20 protein-coding genes are annotated in these 19969 nt (G+C 71.7%); 15 read left to right on the top strand and 5 right to left on the bottom strand.

Annotated elements, in window-relative coordinates:
* Positions 1–6: 6 nt before the first annotated feature.
* Genes ACIQM3_RS09235 through ACIQM3_RS09205 form a run of 7 tightly spaced genes read left to right on the top strand, consistent with a single transcriptional unit; the run spans position 7 to position 5963 of the window.
* Positions 7–528 carry a cupin domain-containing protein gene (locus tag ACIQM3_RS09235; protein WP_073749699.1) on the top strand — a complete coding sequence of 174 codons (522 nt, stop codon included), beginning with the start codon at positions 7–9 and terminating at the stop codon, positions 526–528.
* Positions 521–1276, top strand: coding sequence for an SDR family oxidoreductase (locus tag ACIQM3_RS09230; RefSeq protein WP_401621027.1), 756 nt, complete (start codon positions 521–523; stop codon positions 1274–1276). Before ACIQM3_RS09235 ends, ACIQM3_RS09230 begins: the two co-directional genes overlap by 8 nt.
* 19 nt (positions 1277–1295) lie before the next feature.
* On the top strand, positions 1296–2084 hold the full coding sequence (locus tag ACIQM3_RS09225) for an SDR family oxidoreductase (RefSeq protein WP_401621024.1): 789 nt from the start codon (positions 1296–1298) through the stop codon (positions 2082–2084).
* 9 nt (positions 2085–2093) lie between these two features.
* The gene (locus ACIQM3_RS09220) at positions 2094–3719 is read left to right on the top strand and encodes a thiamine pyrophosphate-binding protein (RefSeq protein WP_401621021.1); all 1626 of its coding nucleotides are present in this window, start codon (positions 2094–2096) and stop codon (positions 3717–3719) included.
* Between the two features lie 38 nt (positions 3720–3757).
* Positions 3758–4693 carry a PDR/VanB family oxidoreductase gene (locus ACIQM3_RS09215; RefSeq protein ID WP_401621018.1) on the top strand — a complete coding sequence of 312 codons (936 nt, stop codon included), beginning with the start codon at positions 3758–3760 and terminating at the stop codon, positions 4691–4693.
* Between the two features lie 26 nt (positions 4694–4719).
* The gene (locus ACIQM3_RS09210) at positions 4720–4944 is read left to right on the top strand and encodes a recombinase-like helix-turn-helix domain-containing protein (protein ID WP_401516056.1); all 225 of its coding nucleotides are present in this window, start codon (positions 4720–4722) and stop codon (positions 4942–4944) included.
* Between the two features lie 2 nt (positions 4945–4946).
* The gene (locus ACIQM3_RS09205) at positions 4947–5963 is read left to right on the top strand and encodes a Rieske 2Fe-2S domain-containing protein (RefSeq protein WP_401621015.1); all 1017 of its coding nucleotides are present in this window, start codon (positions 4947–4949) and stop codon (positions 5961–5963) included.
* Between the two features lie 21 nt (positions 5964–5984).
* Here ACIQM3_RS09205 and ACIQM3_RS09200 read toward each other — a convergent pair whose 3' ends face one another.
* Both ACIQM3_RS09200 and ACIQM3_RS09195 read right to left on the bottom strand, forming a co-directional pair.
* Complete coding sequence (locus ACIQM3_RS09200) at positions 5985–6536, bottom strand: MarR family winged helix-turn-helix transcriptional regulator (RefSeq protein ID WP_401621012.1); 552 nt, start codon at positions 6534–6536, stop codon at positions 5985–5987.
* 42 nt (positions 6537–6578) lie between these two features.
* A complete protein-coding gene (locus tag ACIQM3_RS09195) occupies positions 6579–7526 on the bottom strand; it encodes a methionyl-tRNA formyltransferase (RefSeq protein WP_401621009.1) in 948 nt (315 codons plus the stop codon).
* Between the two features lie 244 nt (positions 7527–7770).
* Here ACIQM3_RS09195 and ACIQM3_RS09190 point away from each other — a divergent pair, with 244 nt between their 5' ends.
* Positions 7771–9126 carry a lysine N(6)-hydroxylase/L-ornithine N(5)-oxygenase family protein gene (locus ACIQM3_RS09190; RefSeq protein ID WP_401621006.1) on the top strand — a complete coding sequence of 452 codons (1356 nt, stop codon included), beginning with the start codon at positions 7771–7773 and terminating at the stop codon, positions 9124–9126.
* A gap of 65 nt (positions 9127–9191) precedes the next feature.
* Here the strand turns inward: ACIQM3_RS09190 and ACIQM3_RS09185 are convergent, their stop codons facing one another.
* Complete coding sequence (locus tag ACIQM3_RS09185; protein WP_401621003.1) at positions 9192–10838, bottom strand: FAD-dependent oxidoreductase; 1647 nt, start codon at positions 10836–10838, stop codon at positions 9192–9194.
* A gap of 9 nt (positions 10839–10847) precedes the next feature.
* Positions 10848–11762: a diiron oxygenase gene (locus tag ACIQM3_RS09180; RefSeq protein WP_401621000.1), complete on the bottom strand. Its 915-nt coding sequence runs from the start codon at positions 11760–11762 to the stop codon at positions 10848–10850.
* Between the two features lie 464 nt (positions 11763–12226).
* Here ACIQM3_RS09180 and ACIQM3_RS09175 point away from each other — a divergent pair, with 464 nt between their 5' ends.
* From ACIQM3_RS09175 to ACIQM3_RS09165, 3 genes are read left to right on the top strand one after another with little or no spacing between them, the layout of a single operon-like run.
* The gene (locus ACIQM3_RS09175) at positions 12227–13567 is read left to right on the top strand and encodes an extracellular solute-binding protein (RefSeq protein ID WP_401620998.1); all 1341 of its coding nucleotides are present in this window, start codon (positions 12227–12229) and stop codon (positions 13565–13567) included.
* Positions 13564–14526, top strand: a complete 963-nt coding sequence (locus ACIQM3_RS09170) for a carbohydrate ABC transporter permease (protein ID WP_401620995.1) — start codon at positions 13564–13566, stop codon at positions 14524–14526. Before ACIQM3_RS09175 ends, ACIQM3_RS09170 begins: the two co-directional genes overlap by 4 nt.
* Positions 14523–15422: a carbohydrate ABC transporter permease gene (locus ACIQM3_RS09165; protein ID WP_401620993.1), complete on the top strand. Its 900-nt coding sequence runs from the start codon at positions 14523–14525 to the stop codon at positions 15420–15422. Before ACIQM3_RS09170 ends, ACIQM3_RS09165 begins: the two co-directional genes overlap by 4 nt.
* A gap of 54 nt (positions 15423–15476) precedes the next feature.
* Here ACIQM3_RS09165 and ACIQM3_RS09160 read toward each other — a convergent pair whose 3' ends face one another.
* Entirely contained in the window at positions 15477–16364 is an 888-nt protein-coding gene (locus tag ACIQM3_RS09160) for a UbiA family prenyltransferase (protein WP_401620990.1), read from the bottom strand.
* Positions 16365–16483: 119 nt separating this feature from the next.
* On the opposite strand from ACIQM3_RS09160, the gene ACIQM3_RS09155 reads away from it, so the two are divergent.
* Genes ACIQM3_RS09155 through ACIQM3_RS09140 form a run of 4 tightly spaced genes read left to right on the top strand, consistent with a single transcriptional unit; the run spans position 16484 to position 19887 of the window.
* Positions 16484–17542, top strand: a complete 1059-nt coding sequence (locus ACIQM3_RS09155) for a type III polyketide synthase (RefSeq protein ID WP_401622373.1) — start codon at positions 16484–16486, stop codon at positions 17540–17542.
* A 13-nt stretch (positions 17543–17555) separates the two neighbouring features.
* The gene (locus tag ACIQM3_RS09150) at positions 17556–18083 is read left to right on the top strand and encodes an isoprenylcysteine carboxyl methyltransferase family protein (protein WP_401620987.1); all 528 of its coding nucleotides are present in this window, start codon (positions 17556–17558) and stop codon (positions 18081–18083) included.
* Positions 18080–19093: an NAD(P)/FAD-dependent oxidoreductase gene (locus ACIQM3_RS09145; RefSeq protein WP_401620985.1), complete on the top strand. Its 1014-nt coding sequence runs from the start codon at positions 18080–18082 to the stop codon at positions 19091–19093. The genes ACIQM3_RS09150 and ACIQM3_RS09145 overlap by 4 nt, the downstream gene beginning before the upstream one ends.
* A 47-nt stretch (positions 19094–19140) precedes the next feature.
* Entirely contained in the window at positions 19141–19887 is a 747-nt protein-coding gene (locus ACIQM3_RS09140) for a YqjF family protein (RefSeq protein ID WP_401620983.1), read from the top strand.
* Positions 19888–19969 lie beyond the last annotated feature (82 nt).

The following is a 19969-nucleotide window of genomic DNA, read 5'->3' as shown; positions in this document are numbered from 1 at the left end:
ACCACCATGCCCCTGACCACCGACGCGTACGACAACGGCGACGACCTCTCCGCGTACACCGACTCCCTCATCGCCACCAAGGCATCCCGGGTCGCCGACTTCGACACCCTGTCCTTCCAGGAGAAGGCCGGCCCGCAGTTCCGCCGCGGCCAGATCCGCTACGTCGGCTCCGGCGCCACCGGCAACCACGAGAGCGACAGCCGGATCCTCCCCTCCGGCGGGTTCACCTTCTCCAACATGCTGCTGCCGCCCGGCGCCGAGGGCCCGGCCCACACCCACCACGACGTCGAGGAGGCGTTCTTCGTCCTGGAGGGCGAGGTCAAGGTCGGCATCCACCGCGGCGCCGACGAGGCCGAGTACCGCACCCTGGGCTACCGCGACATGATCGTCGTCCCCGCCGGAGTCACCCGTTCGCTCAAGAACGAGGGCGACACCGACGCCCTGTTCTGCGTCGTCATCGGCACCCAGAAGCCGCAGGTGCCGACCTACCCCGAGTACTCGCCGATGCACGGCGTCACCCGTGGCTGACCAGCCCCCGGCAGGCCGGCGCACCGTCGTCGTCACCGGAGCGGGCCGTGGCCTCGGACTGGCCATGGCCCGCCGGGCGGGCACCGACGGCTTCCGGGTCGTCCTCGCCGAACTGGAACACGAGCGGGGCGAGCGCGCCGCGGCCGGCCTCCGCGCCGAGGGCATCGACGCCCACTTCGTCCGCTGCGACGTCGCCGACCCCGCCTCCGTGGAGGCGCTCGCCGACGCCGTAGGCGAGCTCGGCCCGCTGTACGGCCTGGTCAACAACGCGGCGCTCGCCAACGGCGTGGGCGGCAAGGAGTTCCAGGACATCGACATCGAGGTGTGGGACCGGCTGATGGCGGTCAACGCCCGCAGCCCCTGGCTGGTCTCGAAGGCCCTGTACCCGCTCTTCACCGAGCCGGGCCGGATCGTCAACCTCGCCTCGGACGCCGCCCTGTACGGCTCCCCGCGCCTCGCCCACTACATCGCCTCCAAGGGTGCCGTCATCGCGCTGACCCGCGCCATGGCCCGCGAACTCGGAGACAGGGGGATCACCGTGAACGCGGTGGCCCCCGGACTCACCGAGTGCGAGGCGACCGAGACCGTGCCGGCCGAACGGCACGACCTCTACCGCATGAACCGTGCCATCTCCCGCCCGCAGCAGCCGGACGACCTCACCGGGATCGTCTCCTTCCTGCTCGGCGAGGAATCCCGCTATCTGACCGGACAGGTGATCGCCGTCAACGGCGGCTTCACCATGAACTGAACCGCAGGAGACACGAGTTATGGATCTGGGCCTCGCCGACCGCACCATCGTGGTCACCGGCGGCAGCTCGGGCGTCGGCCTGGCCACGGTCCGCGCCCTGCTCGACGAAGGCGCCCGCGTCGCCACCTGCGGCCGCGACGCCGGCCGGCTCGCCGAGGCGGCCGCCGGCCTCGGCGCCGCGAACGGCCGCCTGCTGACCGGCGTCTGCGACGTACGGGACGCCGACGCGGTGCGCGCCTTCGTCCGCCGTGCCGCCGAGGAGTTCGGCGGGATCGACGGGCTGGTCAACAACGCCGGACAGTCCCGCATGAAAGGGCTCGACGACTCCACCGCCGAGGACTGGCGCGACGAACTGGAGCTGAAGTTCGCCGGGGTGCTGAACCCCCTCCAGGCGGCGCGCCCCCATCTGGCCGCGTCCGGAGCGGCGAGCGTCGTCAACATCAACGCGGTCCTGGCCAAGCAGCCCGAGACCCGGCTGATCACGACGAGCGCCGCACGCGCCGGCATCCTCAACCTCTCCAAGTCCCTGTCCGTCGAACTCGCCGCCGACGGCATCCGGGTCAACTCCGTCTGCCTCGGACTCGTCGACACCGGCCAGTGGACCCGCCGCCACGCGGCCGCGGACTCCGGCCTGTCGTACGAGGAATGGCAGACGGAACTGGCCGAGGACCGGGGCATCGCACTGGGCCGCCTCGGCCGGGCCGAGGAGGTCGCGTACGCGGTCGTCGCCCTGCTCTCACCCCGCGCCTCCTACATCACCGGCACCGCCATCGACGTCTGCGGCGGCGTCGGCCGCTCCATCCTCTGAGGAGACACCATGCGTCACGACAACGGAGGCGATCTCCTCGTCACCGTCCTGCGCGAACTCGGCATCGACACCGTCTTCGGCATCGTCAGCGTCCACAACCTGCCGCTCGTCGAAGCCGTCGACCGCGAGCTGCGCTTCGTGCCCGTGCGGCACGAGGCATCAGCCGTCAACGCCGCCGACGCCTACGGCCGCGCCCGGGGCTCCCTCGGCTGCGCCCTGACCTCCACCGGCACCGGCGCGGGCAACGCCGCCGGATCGCTGATCGAGGCGCTCAGCGCGGGCAGCTCCGTGCTGCACGTCACCGGTCAGGTGGAGAGCGAGTTCCTGGGGAGCGGGCGGGGATTCATCCACGAGACCAAGGACCAGCTCGGCATGCTCCGGGCCGTCTCCGCGTACGCCGCGAGCGTGCAGGACGCCGCACAGGCGGGCCGGATCCTGCGCGAGGCCGCTCGCTCGGCCCTGACCGCGCCCGGCGGCCCCGCCAGCGTGGAATGGCCGATCGACCTCCAGTACGCCGCGCAGACCGACGAACCCGCCGAGTACGCGGAGAGCGCCCCCGCGACCCCCACGAAGGGCGAACTCGCCGCCGCGGGAGCCCTCCTGGCCTCCGCCCGCCGCCCGCTCGTCTGGGCCGGCGGCGGCGCGAACACCGCCCGCGGCGAGCTGGCCCGGCTGCTGGAGGCGACCGGCGCCGGACTGATCACCTCGAACTCCGGCCGAGGCAGCGTCCCCGAGGACCACCCGCGGGTCATCGGGAACTTCACCACCACACCGGCGGTGCGCGCCCTGCTCAAGGACGCGGACGTCCTGCTGACCATCGGCACGCACTTCCGGTCGAACGAGACCGCGGACTACACCCTGGAACTCCCCGACGCCCACATCCAGATCGACGTCGACGCGGCCGCCCTCGGCAGGGTCTATCCGGTCGCCCACGCGCTGCACGGTGACGCGGCGGGCACCCTGACGGCCCTGCTGCCGCACGCCGTGGCCGCAGAGCCCGGCTGGACGGACCGCGTCGGAGCCGTACGCACCGAGGTACGCGCGATCCTGCACGACAACATCGGACCGCAGGCCGCGATCTGCGACGCCATCCGGGCCGCGCTCCCCCGGGAGGCCGTCGTCGCCCGCGACGTCACCATCCCCTCCAGCAGCTGGGGCAACCGGCTCCTGGAGATGTACGACCCGAAGGACAACGTCTTCCCGCGCGGCGGAGGCATCGGCCAGGGACTGGGCATGGGCATCGGCGCGGCGCTCGCGCGGCCCGGCGCGCCCACCGTCGTGATCGCGGGCGACGGCGGACTCGCCGTCCACCTCGGCGAACTGCTCACCCTCGCCCAGGAACGGCCCCGTCTGACCCTGATCGTCTTCAACGACGGCGGCTACGGAGTCCTGCGCAACATGCAGGAATACCACAGCGAGCGCCGGTCGGGAGTCGACCTCACCACCCCCGACTTCGAGCTCCTGGCCCGCGCCTGCGGCCTGCCGTACGCCCGCATCTCCGCCGAGGAGCACGCGGGCCCGGTGCTCGACGAAGCCATCGCCTCGGACGGCCCCACGCTCGTCGAGGTCGACCTCGACGCCCTCGGCCCGATGAAGAACCCGTTCACCCCGCCCGTCAGGATCCCGGGCCAGTAGCCCGGCCGACCGAACCGCCGGCAAGGAGGCAACAGACCATGAGCGAGGATTCGCTGCGGCTGACCGTCCGTCGTATGACCTGGGAGGCCGAGGGCGTCCTGTCCGTCGAACTGACCCACCCCGACGGCAAACCCCTGCCCGCCTGGACCCCCGGCGCGCACCTCGACGTCCACGCCGGCGGCCAGATCCGCCAGTACAGCCTGTGCGGCGACCCGCACACCCAGGACGTCTACCGCATCGGCGTACTCAACGAGCCCGCCTCGCGAGGCGGTTCACGTTTCGTGCACACCCAGCTGCGGCCGGGCCAGGAGATCACGGTCTCCGAGCCTCGTAACCACTTCGTGCTGGAGGACGTTGACTCCTACGTGTTCGTCGCCGGCGGGATCGGCATCACCCCACTGCTGGCGATGGCCCGGGAGGCCGCCCGCAGGGGAGCCCGGTGGCGCATGGTGTACGGCGGCAGGAGCAGGGCCTCCATGGCGTTCACCGGCGAGCTCGACGCGCTGGGCGGTGACGTCACGCTCGTCCCGCAGGACGAACACGGCCACATCGACCTGGACTCCGCGCTCGCCGGACTGCAGGAGGGCACCCTGGTGTACTCCTGCGGCCCCGAGCCCCTGCTCGCGGCCGTCGAACAGCGCTGCCCCGCGGACCGGCTGCGCCTGGAGCGGTTCGCCGCGCCGGCGGTGGAACGCACGGGCGACGACGAGGCGTTCGAGGTCGAGTGCCGCACCTCCGGGACGACGCTCACCGTCGGTGCCGGGACCTCCGTCCTGGAGGCCGCCGAGAGCGCCGGACTCACCGTGAACAACTCGTGCCGCGACGGCATCTGCGGTTCCTGCGAGACCCGGGTCCTCGAAGGCACTCCGGACCACCGCGACTTCCTGCTCAGCGAGGCCGAACGGGCCGCGAACACCACGATGATGATCTGCGTCTCGCGGTGCGCCTCCGGCCGGCTCGTCCTCGACCTCTGACACCCCCCGCACTCTCAGGAGACACCGTGACCGACACCTGGCCCTACCTGGACGTCCACCAGTCCCGTACGCACGAGCCGGCCCCGTACGAGTACAAACTCGCCGCCACCCTCGAAGAGGTCTACACCCGCGAGGGACACGAGCTCGCCGACGTCGTGCGCGGGCTCAACGCCCGCCAGGTCCACGCCCCCGACGGCAGCCCGTGGACCGAGGAATCCTTCCGTGCCGAGATGAACCGACTGGGAGCCTGACCATGACGCTGTCGTCCTCCGCCACCGCGGACCACATCTACGCCACCGGTCTGCGCAACCAGTGGCACCCGGTCGTCCCCTCGCACTTCGTGGCCCCCGGCGCGATGCGCAAGGTGACCGCGCTCGGCGAGCAGTGGCTGCTGTTCCGGCGCTCCGACGGCGCCCTGTCGATGCTCGCCGACCGCTGCCCGCACCGTGGTGCCCCGCTCTCGCTCGGCAAGCACCTCGGTGACCGGGTCGCCTGCTGGTACCACGGCGTCGAGGTCGAGTCCGACGGCACCGTCTCCTCCGTGCCCGGGCTGCCGGGGTGCAGCCTGGAGGGCAAGAAGCTGGTGACCTCGCTGCCGGTGCGCGAGGTCGCGGGCGCGATCCTCGCCTACTTCGGGGACGAGGAGCACCCCGAGCCCGTCGAGCTGACCCTGCCGGAGCCGCTGACCGACCCCGGCGTGGACGCGTTCCTCTGCTACGCGGAATGGGACGCGCCCTGGCGGTACGCCGTGGAGAACCTGCTCGACCCCATGCACGGCGCGTTCCTGCACCACGACTCGCACACCATGTTCGACGGCGACACGACGGCCAAGTTCCGCATCCGGGAGACCGACCGCGGCTACTTCTTCGAGAAGACCGACCAGCGCGGCGTCAACTTCGACTGGGTGGAGCTCTGCCGCACCGGAGTGGACTGGGTGGACCTCTCGATCCCGTACCCGCCGTCGGCCGGTCCCGGTGGCCCCTTCGGCATCGTCGGCATGGTCTGCCCGGTGGACGAGCGGCGCAGCGGCGTCTTCTTCTGGCGCTACCGCCGGGTCGAGGACTGGCAGCGCGCCTCCTGGCGCTTCCTGTACCGGACGCTGATCGAGCAGCGCCACTGGGACGTCCTGGAACAGGACCGCGTCATGCTGGAGGCCATGCCGACGGACGCCGACCAGCAGGAGAACCTCTACCAGCACGACCTGGGCGTGGTGCGGCTGCGCCGCCTCTACCGCGCGGCGGCCGAGGCGCAGTCGGCGGCCGGCGGCTGAGGGGCGCATCGCGCGGGGCGATCACCGGGGGACAGCCTCCCCCGGTTCCCGCGGTCCGGCGATGGTGGCCGTGAGGCCGTCGGCCGCCCGGTCCCGTTCCAGGTGCGCGTGGACGCGGCGCAGCAGGGAGGCGAACAGATCGCGTTCCTCGGGGCTCAGCGGGGCGAGCAGCTCCGCCTCGGTGCCGGACACATCGGCGTCGAGCCGTGCCAGTGCGCATCTGCCCGCCGCGGTCAGGGCGACCTCGATCCGGCGGCGGTCCGAGGGATCGCGGGCACACACGACGTACCCGGCCGCGTCCAGGTCCGTGACGGTCCTGGTCAGATCGCTCTGGTTCATGTCCAGTCGCGAGGCGAGATCGCCCTTGGACAGCCGGCCGCTCTCGTCCAGCATGGCCAGGATGGTCAGGTGCCACAGCCGCAGCCCGTGAGCCGTCAGCGTGCCGGTGAGCCTGCGGCGTGCGGCCTTGCCCGTCGCGTACATGAGATAGGCGTTGAGGCTCAGCACGCTCGCCGGCGTCACGCCCGCCGGCCGGGGCCCGTGTGCCGTCCCCGGCACGCTCGGCTGGTGCATGGTTCTTCCTAACGTGGCGACGGCCGGCAGGCGACCGGGAGGTCAGGGCCGTCCGGTGAGGTAGCCGCCCATCGAGGTGAAGTACTCGGCCGCGGGCAGCTCCTGGCCGTCCTCCGTACGCACCCGGGTGACGGCCAGACCGCGGTTGCGGCCGGTCCGGGCGTCCGCCCCGGCGACGATCACCACTCCGTCGCCCTCGCGGTAGAAGATCCTCCCGGGCGTGCCGCCGTAGCGCCCCTCGGACACGACCGCCGTCACGATCTCCAGACGCCTGCCCCTGTGGTGGGTGAACGCGCTGGGATACGGGGCGGACTGCGCGCGCACGAGACGCTCGAGGTCCTCGGCCGGCCAGTTCCAGTCGATGCGGATGTCCTCCTCGGCGCGCTTGTGGAAGAAGCTTGCCAGGGACCGGTCCTGCCGGGTGAATTCCGTGTGTCCGGAGGCGATGAGGTCGAGCGCCTCCGTGGTGACGGGGGCGATGAGTTCGACGGTCCTGTGGAACAGGTCCGTCGCCGTGTCGGCAGGTCCTACCTCCACCGCGCGCTGCACCACGATGTCGCCGGCGTCGAGTTCGGCGTCCATCATGTGCGCGGTCACGCCCACCTCGCGCTCACCGTTGATCAGCGCCCAGATCAGGGGCGAGAAGCCCGCGTACTTCGGGAGCAGCGAATCGTGCACGTTGAGTGTGCCGTGCCGGGGGAGCCCGTAGATGTGCGGGGGAATCCACGTACGCCAGTTGTTGGCCACGATGATGTCCGGCTCCGCCTCCTTGAGACGGGCGAACAGCTCGTCGTCGTCGGGCCGGTTGCGGATCAGGACGGGCACGCCGTTCTCCTCGGCGAGGTCGGCGACCGAGTCGCTCCAGATCTTCTCGTAAGCGTGCTCGCTCCTGGGGTGCGTCACCACCAGCACCACGTCATGTGCGGAGTCCAGAAGAGCTCGCAGGGTCCGGTGCCCCCAGGTCTGATAGCCGAACATGACGACCCGCACAGGTTCCTCCTCGGAACGACGATGAAGCTTAGTAAAGCAAGCCTAACCTAAGCATGCAATGTCTGTCGCTTCAGGGTGAGTTGGCTGCGACTTACCCGGCATCCGTCCGGATCGCCCTGTCGACAGCGTGCAATGATGAGGTTAGCTTTACCTAAGTTTCACCCCGGCTGCCGCTCAGTCGGTGTGCTCTGTTCCGCCTTCCCCACGTCCGCCAAAGCGGCTGCCCCCGCACGATGGGAGTGACATGTCACAGGCTTCACCCGACGACGCACCACCGGTCCACGACCTCATAGGGATCGGCTTCGGGCCGTCCAATGTGGCCATGGCGATAGCGCTCACGGAGCGCAACGAAAGCGTCGGCAGGCAACAGGCCGTCACCGCTCACTTCTTCGAGAAGCAGCCCCGGTTCGGCTGGCATCGCGGGATGCTGATCGACGACGCCACGATGCAGGTGTCCTTCCTCAAGGACCTGGTGACGCTGCGGAACCCGTCGAGCGAATTCAGCTTCCTCTGCTACCTGCAGAGCCAGGGGCGGCTGGTCGACTTCGTGAACGGCAAGAGTCTCTTCCCGCTGCGGGTCGAGTTCCACGCCTACTTCGAATGGGCCGCCGCCCAGGTCGACGACATGGTGTCCTACGGACACGAGGTCATCGACATCCGTCCGGTCGTGCGCGACGGTGTCGTGGAGTACGTGGACGTTACCTCCCGTTCCGGGTCCGAGACCGTGGTCCACCGGGCGCGGAACCTCGTGATCGGCACGGGCCTGCGGCCGCAGATGCCCGAGGGGATCAAGCGTACGGACCGGATCTGGCACACCTCCGACCTGCTGGCCCGGGTGGACGGCCTGGACGGGGCCGAGCCGCCGTCCCGCTTCGTCGTCGTCGGGGCGGGTCAGAGTGCGGCCGAGAACGTGGCCTATCTGCACCGGCGCTTCCCGGAGGCCGAGGTCTGCGCGGTCTTCTCGCGCTACGGCTACAGCCCCGCCGACGACAGCGGCTTCGCCAACCGGATCTTCGACCCGGACGCGGTCGACGAGTACTTCACCGCCCCGGACGAGACGAAACGCAGACTGATGGGCTATCACGGCAACACCAACTACGCCGTGGTGGACATCGACCTCATCGACGACCTCTACCGCACGGCGTACCAGGAGAAGGTCCTCGGAACCGAGCGGCTGCGCTTCCTCAACGTCTCCCGGGTCGTCGACGCCGTCGAGACACCCGACACGGTTTGCACCACGGTCGAGTCGCTGGTCACCGGCGAACGGACGACGCTGGACGCCGATGTGGTCGTCTACGCCACCGGCTATCAGCCCGCCGACGCGCTCGGCCTGCTCGGCGACATCGCGGAGCACTGCCTGCTCGACGACCAGGGGCGGGTCCGTGTCGAGCGCGACTACCGCGTGGCGACCGATCCCGGACTGCGCTGCGGCGTCTATCTGCAGGGCGGCACGGAGCACACCCACGGCATCACGTCGTCCTTGCTGTCGAACACCGCGATCAGGGTCGGCGAGATCCTCGACTCGGTCGTGGAGCGCGGGCAGAGGGACGCGCCCGGCCGGCCTCACGGCGCGGTCGGAGGGGTGGGCGCTCCCCTCTGAGGCGGGACGGCCTCACGTCCCCGCCGCCCGGCCCGCCGGTGAACCCGACGGGCCGGGACGGATGTTCAGCCGGGGATCCGCCGCCGGCCGCCCCGCGCCGCCGCCACCAGCTCGGGCAGCGTCGCCAGCTTGACCCGGGGACGGCCCTCGCGGCGCCCGCGGGCGAGTTCGGCGCGCTCGATCTCCGCCAGGCCGCGGGCGTCCACGATCCGCCGGTTACGGCGGCGTACGAGGCGCCGGAACGCCTTCGCCCCCTGCTCAGGCGCGGGCAGCGAGCCGCCGACGGCATCGTCGAGCAGCGTGCCCACGGTCTCGGCGGCGCAGGTCCGGTTGGCCCCGATACCGCCCGACGGGCCGCGCTTGATCCATCCCACGACGTACGTCCCCGGCAGACCCGTCACCCGGCCGCGCTCGTGCGGAACGGTTCCCGTCGCCTCGTCGAACGGCAGTCCGGCGACCGGCAGTCCACGCTGACCGACGGCGCGCAGCAACAGCCCGGCCGGGATCTCCCGGCCGTCGTCGCCGCTCACCCGCACCGCCTGGACACCGTCGTCACCGAGCGCCTCCACCGGCGCGGAGTGGAACCGGAACACGATACGGCGCCCCGCCGGCGGCGGGCGCGACCAGTCCACCTCCTCGCGGGCGACATCCGCCAGCAGTGCGGCCCTGTCACCGGGCTTCGCCGCGTCGATCGCCGCACCGGTTCTCGGGTCGTGGCCGTCGACGACCAGCTCCACACCGGGCAGGTGCTTGAGCGCGAGCAGCTCCGACCTGGTGTACGCCGCGTCCTCGGGCCCCCGCCGCCCGAGCAGCACCACCTCGCGCACCGAACCCGCGCGCAGGGCCTCCAGCGCGTGGCCGGCGATGTCCCCGGCCTCCAGTGCCTCGGGGTCCGAGACCAGGATCCGTGCCGCGTCGAGGGCCACGTTGCCGTTGCCGACCACGACGACCCGCTCCGCGGACAGGTCCACGGCGTCCGGAGCGATCTCGGGGTGGGCGTTGTACCAGGAGACGAACGTCGTCGCGCAGATGCTGCCGGGCAGGTCCTCGCCGGGTATCCCGAGCCGTCGGCCGGCCGACGCTCCGACGGCGTAGATCACCGCGTCGTGGTGTGCGGCGAGTTCCTCCGGAGTGATGTCCTTGCCCACCTCGATGCCGAGGCACATCCGCACCCTCGGATGCGTGTGGAACCTGGCGAACGTGTCTCCGGCCTTCTTCGTGGACAAGTGGTCGGGCGCCACACCGTAGCGAATGAGCCCGCCCGCGACCGGCAGCCGGTCGATCAGCGTCACCTCGGCGCCCGTGTGCAGCAGCAGGTCCTCGGCGGCGTACATCCCGGCCGGTCCCGTGCCCACGACCGCGACCCGGAGCGGCCCGAAGTCCGACGGCAGGCTGCGGTCGAAGGAGGGTTCTCCCCACACGTGGAAGTTCGGCCCCCCGGGTGCCGGCGCGGGCTCCCGGTCCGCGAAGTACGCCGCGTTGAGCGGGCCGTACTCCTGCTGCGAGGAGGGGAGGCTGTCCACCGGGAAGACGGCATCCACCGGGCAGGCGTCGGCGCAGGCACCGCAGTCGATGCAGGACTTCGGGTCGATGTACAGCATCTCCGTCCGGCCGAAGTCCGGTTCCTCCGGGGTCGGGTGGATGCAGTTCACGGGACACACCGAGATGCAGGTGGCGTCGCCGCAGCACGTCTGGGTGATGGCGTAGGTCATCTCGTCCGCTCAGATCAGATGGGCACGCTTGTAGAACGCCAGGGCGGGCTTGGTGAGCAGCCGGGCCGAGGCCAGGAACTCCATGAGGCCCGAACAGCTCGAGCGCATCATCGACTTGTGGTGCTCGTTGGCCTTCGCCTCGCCGATGGCGCGCTTGCCGTCGAGTCCGGCGTTGGCGTAGACGTCCTTGTTCACCATGCTGGTGACGATCACGTACGACGCGATCGCGATGACCAGTGCGTTGATCCGCCGCCGCACCGGGCCCGCGCCGCTAAGGTGCTTGCGGGTCTCCGCGCGGGCGAACTTCATGTGCCGGGATTCCTCGACGACATGGATGTTGTTGATGGTGCGGACGAAGGGCACGACCCGCTCGTCCCGCATCCAGTCGCGCTGCATGACGTCGAGGACCTCCTCGGCGACGAGGATCGCCGCGTACGCAGCCTCGCCGAACGCGAGCGTCTTGAACGCCCGCCCGAGCTCCACCGCGAGCCGGTGCGGCCGGTAGGGCGGGGCCCCCAGCTTCTGCGCACCGCGGGCGAACATGATCGAGTGCCGGCACTCCTCGGCTATCTCGGTCAGTGCCCACTGGACGTCCGCGCTCGTGGGGTCCTTGGCGTAGACGTCGCGCAGGACCATCTGCTGGAGGATCATCTCGAACCAGATGCCGGTGCTGGCCACCGAGGCGGCTTCCTGACGCGTCAGTTCCTTGCGCTGGTTCTCGGTCAGTTCGCCCCAGTACGCGGTGCCGTACAGGGTGCTCCACTCAGGGCTCGCACCGTGGAAGTCCTTGTCCAGCGGTGTGTCCCAGTCGACCTCCGTGGCGGGGTCGTACGCCAGTGTGGCCGCCGATTCGAGCAGGCGTCGGGTGAGATGGTCCTCGGGCGGCCGGTCCTCGGCATCCGGCCGAACAGTGCTGCTTGCCATGGTGCGGCTCCTCGGTTCGTCAGTGATGTTCCTTGGCGCTGTCACATGTGCGATGCCGGTGACGGGCCGTCATATGCCGTACCGCCGACCGGAGACGGCGGCAGCCGTGAGCAAGGGACCGGCGCCGGTCCCGGCCGGACGGCCTTCCGTCCTCCTTGTTAGACGGAAGGTATAGCAAGGCGGCCGGGTGGGCCTACCCCCCAGTAAGAAATGTGTGCGCATCCCCGCGATATCTCCTCGTGCGAGCCGGTGCGGAGGCGTTCCTGTCCGCCGGCGCCACGGGCGGGGGAGAGGTTGGCGTTCGTGATGTCGAACATCGTTCGCAATTTCAGCGCGAGTCATTGACGCCACGTTTTCCCGGGCCTACGGTCCCGTCCGAAGTGGCGGTCACGCGTCGAAATATCGAACGTACCGCCTCCCTTCACGCGTCCCCGCACCTCAGAGACGAGCCGAGACGAGCCGCCATGCAACCACCCCTCCTCAGCCGGCGCCGAGCCCTCGCGGGCGGTGCCGGCGCCCTGGCCGCCGCCGGAGCCCTGGGCTCCCTGTCCGGCTGCGCCGCACCGGCGACCGCCGCGGGCCCGGGACAGACCCTGCTGCGGTACTGGCACCTGTTCGGCGGCGGCGACGGCGTCAACATGCAGGGAATGCTGGACGACTTCCGGACCGGGCACCCGGAGATCGCCCTGGAAGCCTCGACCCTGCAGTGGGGCGCCCCGTACTACACCAAGCTCGGCATGGCCGGCGCGGGCGGACGGGCCCCCGAGCTCGCCGCCCTGCACCTCGCCCGGCTCGCGGGCTTCGCCCCCGGCAGGCTCCTCGACCCGTTCGACCTCGACCTGCTGGCCGAACGCGGCATACGGGAGGAGGACTTCCCGCCGGACATCTGGCGCCGGGGCCAGGTGGGCGGCAAGCAGTACGCCGTCCCGCTCGACACCCACCCCTTCGTCCTCTACTACCAGACCGAGATCTGCGAGAAGGCCGGACTCATGTCGGGCGGCCGGCTCAAGCCGATCAGCGGCGCCGACGACTTCGCCGACGCACTGCGCGCCGCGAAGAAGGCGACCGGACAGCCGGGCCTGGTGACCGAGACGCTCGGGCCCGACTGCATCACGCCCTGGCGTCTCTTCTCCAGTTTCTACGCGCAGACCGGCGGCACGGTGCTCTCCGCGGACGGCAAGCGCCTCGCGCTCGACGACGCCAAGGCGCTGCGGGTGCTGGAGTACCTGGCCCGGCTCGTCGAGGAAGGGCTCATGGTGCGCCGCGTCGACTACGCCGGATCCATCGGCGTCTTCAACGGCGGGAAGACCGCCTTCCACCTCAACGGCGAATGGGAGATCACCACCTTCAAGACCACCGGGCTCCCGTTCTCCATGACCCGCATTCCCGCGCTCTTCGGGACCGCGGCCACGCAGGCCGACTGCCACGCCTTCGTCCTGCCGCACCAGGCGGACCGCGGGGGAGCCCCGAACGAGGCGGCCCACACGCTCGTCGCCTGGATGCTGAAGCACTCCGTGGCCTGGGCCGAGGGCGGGCACGTGCCCGCCTACCTGCCGGTGCTCGACGATCCGGCCTACCTCGCCCTGAAGCCGCAGTCCGAGTACCGCACCGTGATCGACGACGTGGCGCTGGACGAACCCGCGTGGTTCGCCGGCTCCGCCTCCCGGCTGTGGATCGAGCTCGGAGCCGTGTTCTCCGGGGTCCTCACCGGCTCCCGGAGCCCGCGCAACGCCCTGACCGAGGCCAAGGCCCGGCTGCGGACACTCCTCGACACCCGTAACCCCCTCCCGGGAGCCGCGTCATGACCTCCACCACCGCGGCGGCGCCGGCACCCGTGGCGAAGGCCGCCGAGGGTGCGGCCGGGCGCCCGGCCCGCGCCGTGCACAGGAAGTGGACCGAACACGGCCTGGTGTTCATCGCGCCCTTCCTCCTCGTGTACGCCGGCTTCCTGATCTGGCCGCTCATATCCGGCCTGCACATGAGCCTCACCAGCGAGAACATCACCGGCACCGGAGGTGAGTTCGTCGGCCTCGACAACTACGCCGAAGCCGTGCGCGACCCCGAGGTGTGGTCCTCGCTGTGGAACACCGTCTGGTTCACGGTCCTGTCCACCGTGCCCCTGGTCCTCGTCGGCCTCGTGCTCGCCCTGCTCGCCCACCAGCTGCGGGTGGTGCAGTGGCTGTGGCGGCTCAGCTGGTTCGCGCCGTTCCTGCTGCCTTCCGGGGTCGTCTGCCTGCTCTTCCTGAACATGATCCTGCCGTCCGACTTCGGCCTCGCCGACCAGATGCTCGCCTCCGTCGGGCTGACGCCGGAGATCGGCTGGCTGACCGACGAGCGGTACGCCATGCTCAGCATCGTGGCGACCACCGTCTGGTGGACCGTCGGCTTCAACTTCCTGCTCTATCTCGCCGCCCTCCAGGCCATCCCCGCGCACCTGTACGAGGCCGCCGAACTGGACGGCGCCGGCGCCGGGAAGCGGCTCCTGCACATCACCCTGCCGATGCTCAGCCGGACCACCGGGCTCGTCGTGGTCCTCCAGGTACTCGCCTCGCTGAAGATCTTCGACCAGGTCTACATCATGACCGGCGGCGGCCCCGACGACTCCACCCGCCCGATCCTCCAGTACGTCTACCAGCAGGGCTTCACGGGCTACCGCGTCGGCTACGCCTCCGCCGTCTCGTACATCTTCTTCGCCCTGATCCTGACCGTCTCCCTGGTGCAGCCGCTGCTGTCCCGGCGCCGAGCTGAGGAGGCCGCGAAGTGAGCGGTTCCACCACCGTCACCACCCGTCCCACCCCACGGCGGGAGCGGTCCGCCGACGCCGGGGGCCGCCGCCCGCGCTGGACGCCCGGCAGGATCGTCCTCCTCGTCATCGCCCTGCTCCTCACCGCGGCCTGGCTCCTGCCGCTCGCCTGGGCCGTCGCCACCTCCCTCAAGCCGGAGGGCGACACGACGAAGACCCCGCTCTCCTGGATCGGCTCGCGCGTCACCTTCGACGCGTACACCAAGGTCTGGGAGTCCGGCGACCTGATGGTCTGGCTGATGAACTCGGCGTACATCTCCGTCATGACCACGCTGCTGACCGTCGTGACGTGCGCGATGGCCGCCTACGGGTTCACCCGCACCGACTTCCGCGGCCGGCGGCTGCTCTACGGGCTGGTGCTCGCCGGCATCATGGTTCCCCCGCAGGTGCTCATCGCGCCTCTGTTCCGCGAGATGGTCCAGCTCGGACTCGTCGACACGTACTGGGGCGTGATCCTGCCCCAGGTCGCCGTGCCCGCCATGGTGTTCATCCTGGTGAAGTTCTTCGAGGGCGTGCCCCGGGAACTGGAGGAGGCGGCCTTCTGCGACGGCGCCGGCCGCTGGCGGGTGTTCTGGACGATCGTCATCCCGCTGTCCCGGCCCGTGCTGGCGGCCGTGGCGATCTTCACCTTCATCTCCACCTGGAACAACTTCCTCTGGCCGTTCCTCGTGACCACCGACCCGGGCGGCATGACCCTGCCCGTCGGCCTCGTCAACGTCCAGTCGTCCTTCGGGGTCCGGTACGCCCAGATCATGGCCTCGCTCGTGATCGCCGGGATGCCGCTCCTGATCGTCTTCGCCTTCTTCCAGCGGCAGATCGTGCGCGGTATCGCGCACACCGGTCTCGCCGGCCAATAGCGGTCAGGCCACGGCGGACGGCCCGTACGGACGGCATGGCATCCGTACGGGCCGTCAGGCGATCTCCGTGCCCCGCGCGAGCAGCAGCGCCACATCCGCCGCGGCCACCGCCACCGTCCCCGCGAGCGCGGCCTTGCGCCACGCCCTGACCGGCCGTGGACCCGCGTACGCCGTCGTCGCCGCCACGGCGCAGAGAGCCACACCGGAGAGAACGGCGACACCCCGGCCGCCCGGCGCCCCCGCGGGACCCAGGACCAGCACCGCGGTGGCCGCCGTCAACGGCAGGGGCAGCAGGAACCGGGTCCGGGCCGGGCCCAGCCGCTGGGGCAGACCGCGGATGCCCGCCCGCAGGTCCTCCTCGATGTCCGGCAGCACGTCGCCCAGATGGGCCGCGACACCGAGCAGCGCACCCGCCGTCACCGCCCACCACGCGGGCCAGGGGCTCCCCGGAAGGCTCAGCGTGACCAGACACGGAAGGGCGCCGAAGCCGATCGCGTACGGCAGCCAGGACATCACCGTCCCCTTGAGCCTCAGGTTGTACGCCCACGCCGCGACGACCCCGGTCAGATGCGCCGCCCCCGCCGCTCCACCGCACGCGAGCGACAGCACCGCGCACAGGGACAGTGCGGTGAACGCCGCGCCCCACACGGCACGTCTGCCCACCGCGCCCCGGGCCACCGGCTTGCCCGGCCTCGCGGCCTCGGCGTCACGCAGGGCGTCGAACGCGTCGTTGCACCACCCCACGGAGAGCTGCCCGGTCAGCACGGCGGCGGCGACCAGCATCCAACGGCCGCCCCCCTGACCCGAGCTGACGGCCAGTGCGGTGACGAGCACGGTCACCGCCACCACCGGACCCGGATGACAGGACAGCGCGAGCCCCGCCCACGGGCCGGGCAGGCGGAGGGCGGGCGCGTGCGCCGGAGGCCGGTCCGTGGTGTCCACGGGGCGATCGTAAGGACACCGGGGCGCAGGAACACGGCAGCCGCGCGTGGCATGTGCTCCGATTTGTCCCCTTCTGTAGGCAGGATGTGGGGCATGACCTTTCCGAAGCGATGGCCAGGGTGACCCGTATCGCGGCCGTGCACGGAGTCCTGCCGCCTCACCGCCACGCCCAGGGCGACGTCACCGACATGGTGGCGCGCACCTGTCTGCCCGCCGGCACAGACCGCCGCGTGCTGGACCGGATCCACGCCAACGCGGGCGTGCGCACCCGGAACACGGTGCTGCCCCTGGAGCGCTACGGCGAACTGGACGGCTTCGGGGCCGCGAACGACGTGTTCATCGGAGCGGCCGTCGACCTCGGAGCCGAAGCCGTCCGAGGCGCGCTGCGCAAGGCCGGACTGCGCCCCGCCGACGTGGACCTGCTGCTGTTCACCTCGGTCACGGGGATCGCCGCCCCCTCCGTCGACGCACGGCTCGTCGGGCGGATCGGCCTTCGCCCCGACGTGAAGCGGCTCCCCGTCTTCGGGCTGGGCTGCGTCGCCGGAGCCGCCGGGGTGGCGCGGCTGCACGACTACCTGCACGGCCGGCCGGACCAGGTGGCCGTGCTGCTCTCGGTCGAGCTCTGCTCCCTGACCTTCCAGCGGGACGACGCGAGCCCCGCCAACCTGGTGGCCACCGCACTGTTCGGCGACGGCGCCGCGGCGGCGGTCCTCGTCGGCGACGGCCACCGGACGCCGGCGGACGGCCCCGAGGTGGTGGACACCCGCAGCCGGCTGTACCCGGACACCGGGCACGTCATGGGCTGGGACATCCGCGGGTCCGGATTCAGGGTGGTCCTCGACCCGGCAGTCCCCGACGTCGTACGCCGGTATCTGGCCGAGGACGTCAGCGGCTTCCTGGAGGAGCACGGGCTGAAACCGAAGGACATCGCCCGCTGGGTCTGCCATCCCGGCGGCCCCAAGGTCCTGGACGCCGTCGCCGACGTCCTGTCCCTGCCCGAGGGCGCCCTGGACGTCACCTGGCGTTCGCTGGGCGAGGTCGGCAACCTGTCGTCGTCCTCGGTCCTGCACGTCCTGCGGGACACGATGGAACAGCGGAGGCCCGAGCCCGGGACGCCCGGTCTGCTGATGGCCATGGGCCCCGGCTTCTGCTGCGAACTGGTGCTGCTGCGCTGGTAGTCCGGAGGAACACATGATCTGGTACACGGCCCTCGTGCTGGCCGTCGCCGCCGAACGCCTGGCCGAGCTCGCGGTCGCGCTGCGCAACGCCCGCTGGAGCCTGGCCCGGGGCGGCACCGAAGCGGGCCGTGGACACTACCCGGTGATGGTGGCCCTGCACACCGGGCTGCTCGCCGCGTGTCTCGCCGAGACATGGCTGGCCAACCGCCCGTTCGTGCCCTGGTACGGCTGGGCCATGGTCGCGGTGGTGGCCGGAGCGCAGGGACTGCGCTGGTGGTGTGTCCGCACGCTGGGGCGCCGCTGGAACACCCGGGTGATCGTCGTCCCCGGTCTGCCCCTGGTGACCGGCGGGCCCTACCGGTGGCTGCGCCACCCGAACTACGTGGCGGTCGCCGCCGAAGGGGCCGCCCTGCCGCTGGTCCACGGCGCCTGGGTGACCGCCGTCCTGTTCACCGTGGGCAACGCGGCGCTCATGACCGTACGCATCCGGTGCGAGGACGGCGCGCTGGCCCGCCTCGTCGGAGCGGACGCACGCGCGTGATCGACATCCTGGTGGCGGGCGGCGGACCGGCCGGCCTCGCGGCGGCGATCCGGGCCGCCGCGGCCGGCCTGGAGGCCGTCGTGGTCGAACCCCGCCCCATGCCCGTGGACAAGGCCTGCGGCGAGGGAATCATGCCCAGCGGAGTGGCGGCCCTGCGCGCCCTGGGGGTCACTCCGGCCGGCAGCGCACTCCGGGGGATCCGGTACGTCGAGGGCCCCCGACAGGCCGAGGCGGCCTTCCGGGGCAGCCCCGGTCTCGGCGTCCGGCGCACCGAACTCCACGCCGCCCTGCACCGGCGCGCCCAGGATCTCGGGGTACGCGTCGTCACCGGCCGGGCGGCGGAGGTACGCCAGGGGCCCGACAGCGTCACGGCGGCGGGGCTGACCGCCCGCTGGCTCGTCGCCGCCGACGGCCTGCACTCACCGCTGCGCCGCGCGCTCGGCCTGGAACGCCCCTGCTCCGCACCCCGTAGATACGGGCTGCGCCGGCACTACCGCACCGCCCCCTGGACAGACCTCGTGGAAGTCCACTGGTCGCGGTTCGGCGAGGCCTATGTGACACCGGTGGGGGAGGAGCTGGTGGGCGTCGCCGTGCTCAGCCGCCACAGGGGCTCCTACGAGCAGCACCTCGCCGCCTTCCCCGCCCTGGCCCGCAGGCTCCGCGGACTGGAGGCGGGCCCCGTACGCGGCGCCGGCCCGCTGCGCCGCAGCGCGAGCACACCGAGGGCCGGCCGGGTCCTGCTTGCCGGTGACGCCGCGGGCTACGTCGACGCGCTCACCGGTGAGGGCATCGCCCTGGCTGCGGCGACCGCCTCGGCGGCCGTCGACTGCCTCGCCGCGGGCCGGCCCGCGGCGTACCCCGCGCAGTGGGCGCGGCTGACGCGGCGGCACCGCCTGCTCACCGGAGCGCTGCTGGGCGCCGCGGGACACCCCTGGACCGCCGGGCTGATCGTGCCCGCCGCCCACCGGATGCCCCGGCTGTTCACCGCCGCGGTGCGAGCCCTGCAGTAGCCGCCCTCCCACGACGGGCCTTTGGCCCCCTCTGCCATTCTGTCCAGGTGCAGCCCCCGCCCCGTACGCCACAGCCCATCAGCCCCGACCCGCCGTGCCATCCGGTGAAGCCGCTGATGACGCAGTCCTGGCTGGACCTGGCGTTCCTGCACTGGGCGGCCGACCCCGGGGAAGTGGCGCCGATCCTGCCCGCCGGAACCGTGCCGGACACCCTGGACGGAGTCACCTACGTGGGACTCGTCGCCTTCCGGATGTACCGCGTCGGATGGCTCCGGCTCCCCGGCGTCCCGTATCTGGGCAGCTTCCCCGAGACCAACGTGCGGCTGTACTCGCGGGACGCGCACGGCAGGCGCGGGGTGGTCTTCCGGTCGCTCGACGCCTCCAGGCTGATCCCCGTGGCCGTCGGCCGGATGGCCTTCCGGCTCCCCTACGTGTGGTCCCGGATGGAGGCCGGGCGCGAGGCCGACACCTTCACCTACACCAGCAGGCGGCGCGCCCCGGGGCCCCGGGGCGCGCACAGCAGGATCGTTCTGCGCGCCGGCGAGCGGATCGAGGAGCCCAGCGAGCTCGAACACTTCCTCACCGCGCGGTGGGGCATGCACAGCACCTTTCGCGGACGCCCGGTGTTCCTCGCGAACGCGCACCCGCGCTGGCCACTGCACCGCGCACGGCTCATCGAGTGCGACGAGAGCCTGGTGGCGGCGGCAGGGCTGCCGGCGCCCGTCGGGGAGCCGCTGAGCGTGCTGTACTCACCCGGAGTCCCGGTGCGCTTCGGCCGCCCCGTGCGTCCGTAGGCCACGGTCACCTCTCCTTGCATCCGCGTGCCGGCGCGTCCGGCGGGGCGGCGAGGATGCGGGAAGCCGTGTAGAAAGGGGG

Origin of the sequence: Streptomyces sp. NPDC091271, from assembly GCF_044757505.1 — a bacterium.
Lineage (GTDB): Bacteria > Actinomycetota > Actinomycetes > Streptomycetales > Streptomycetaceae > Streptomyces.
The sequence above is the reverse complement of the archived record's forward strand: the minus strand, read 5'-3'. Positions and strand labels throughout refer to the sequence as shown.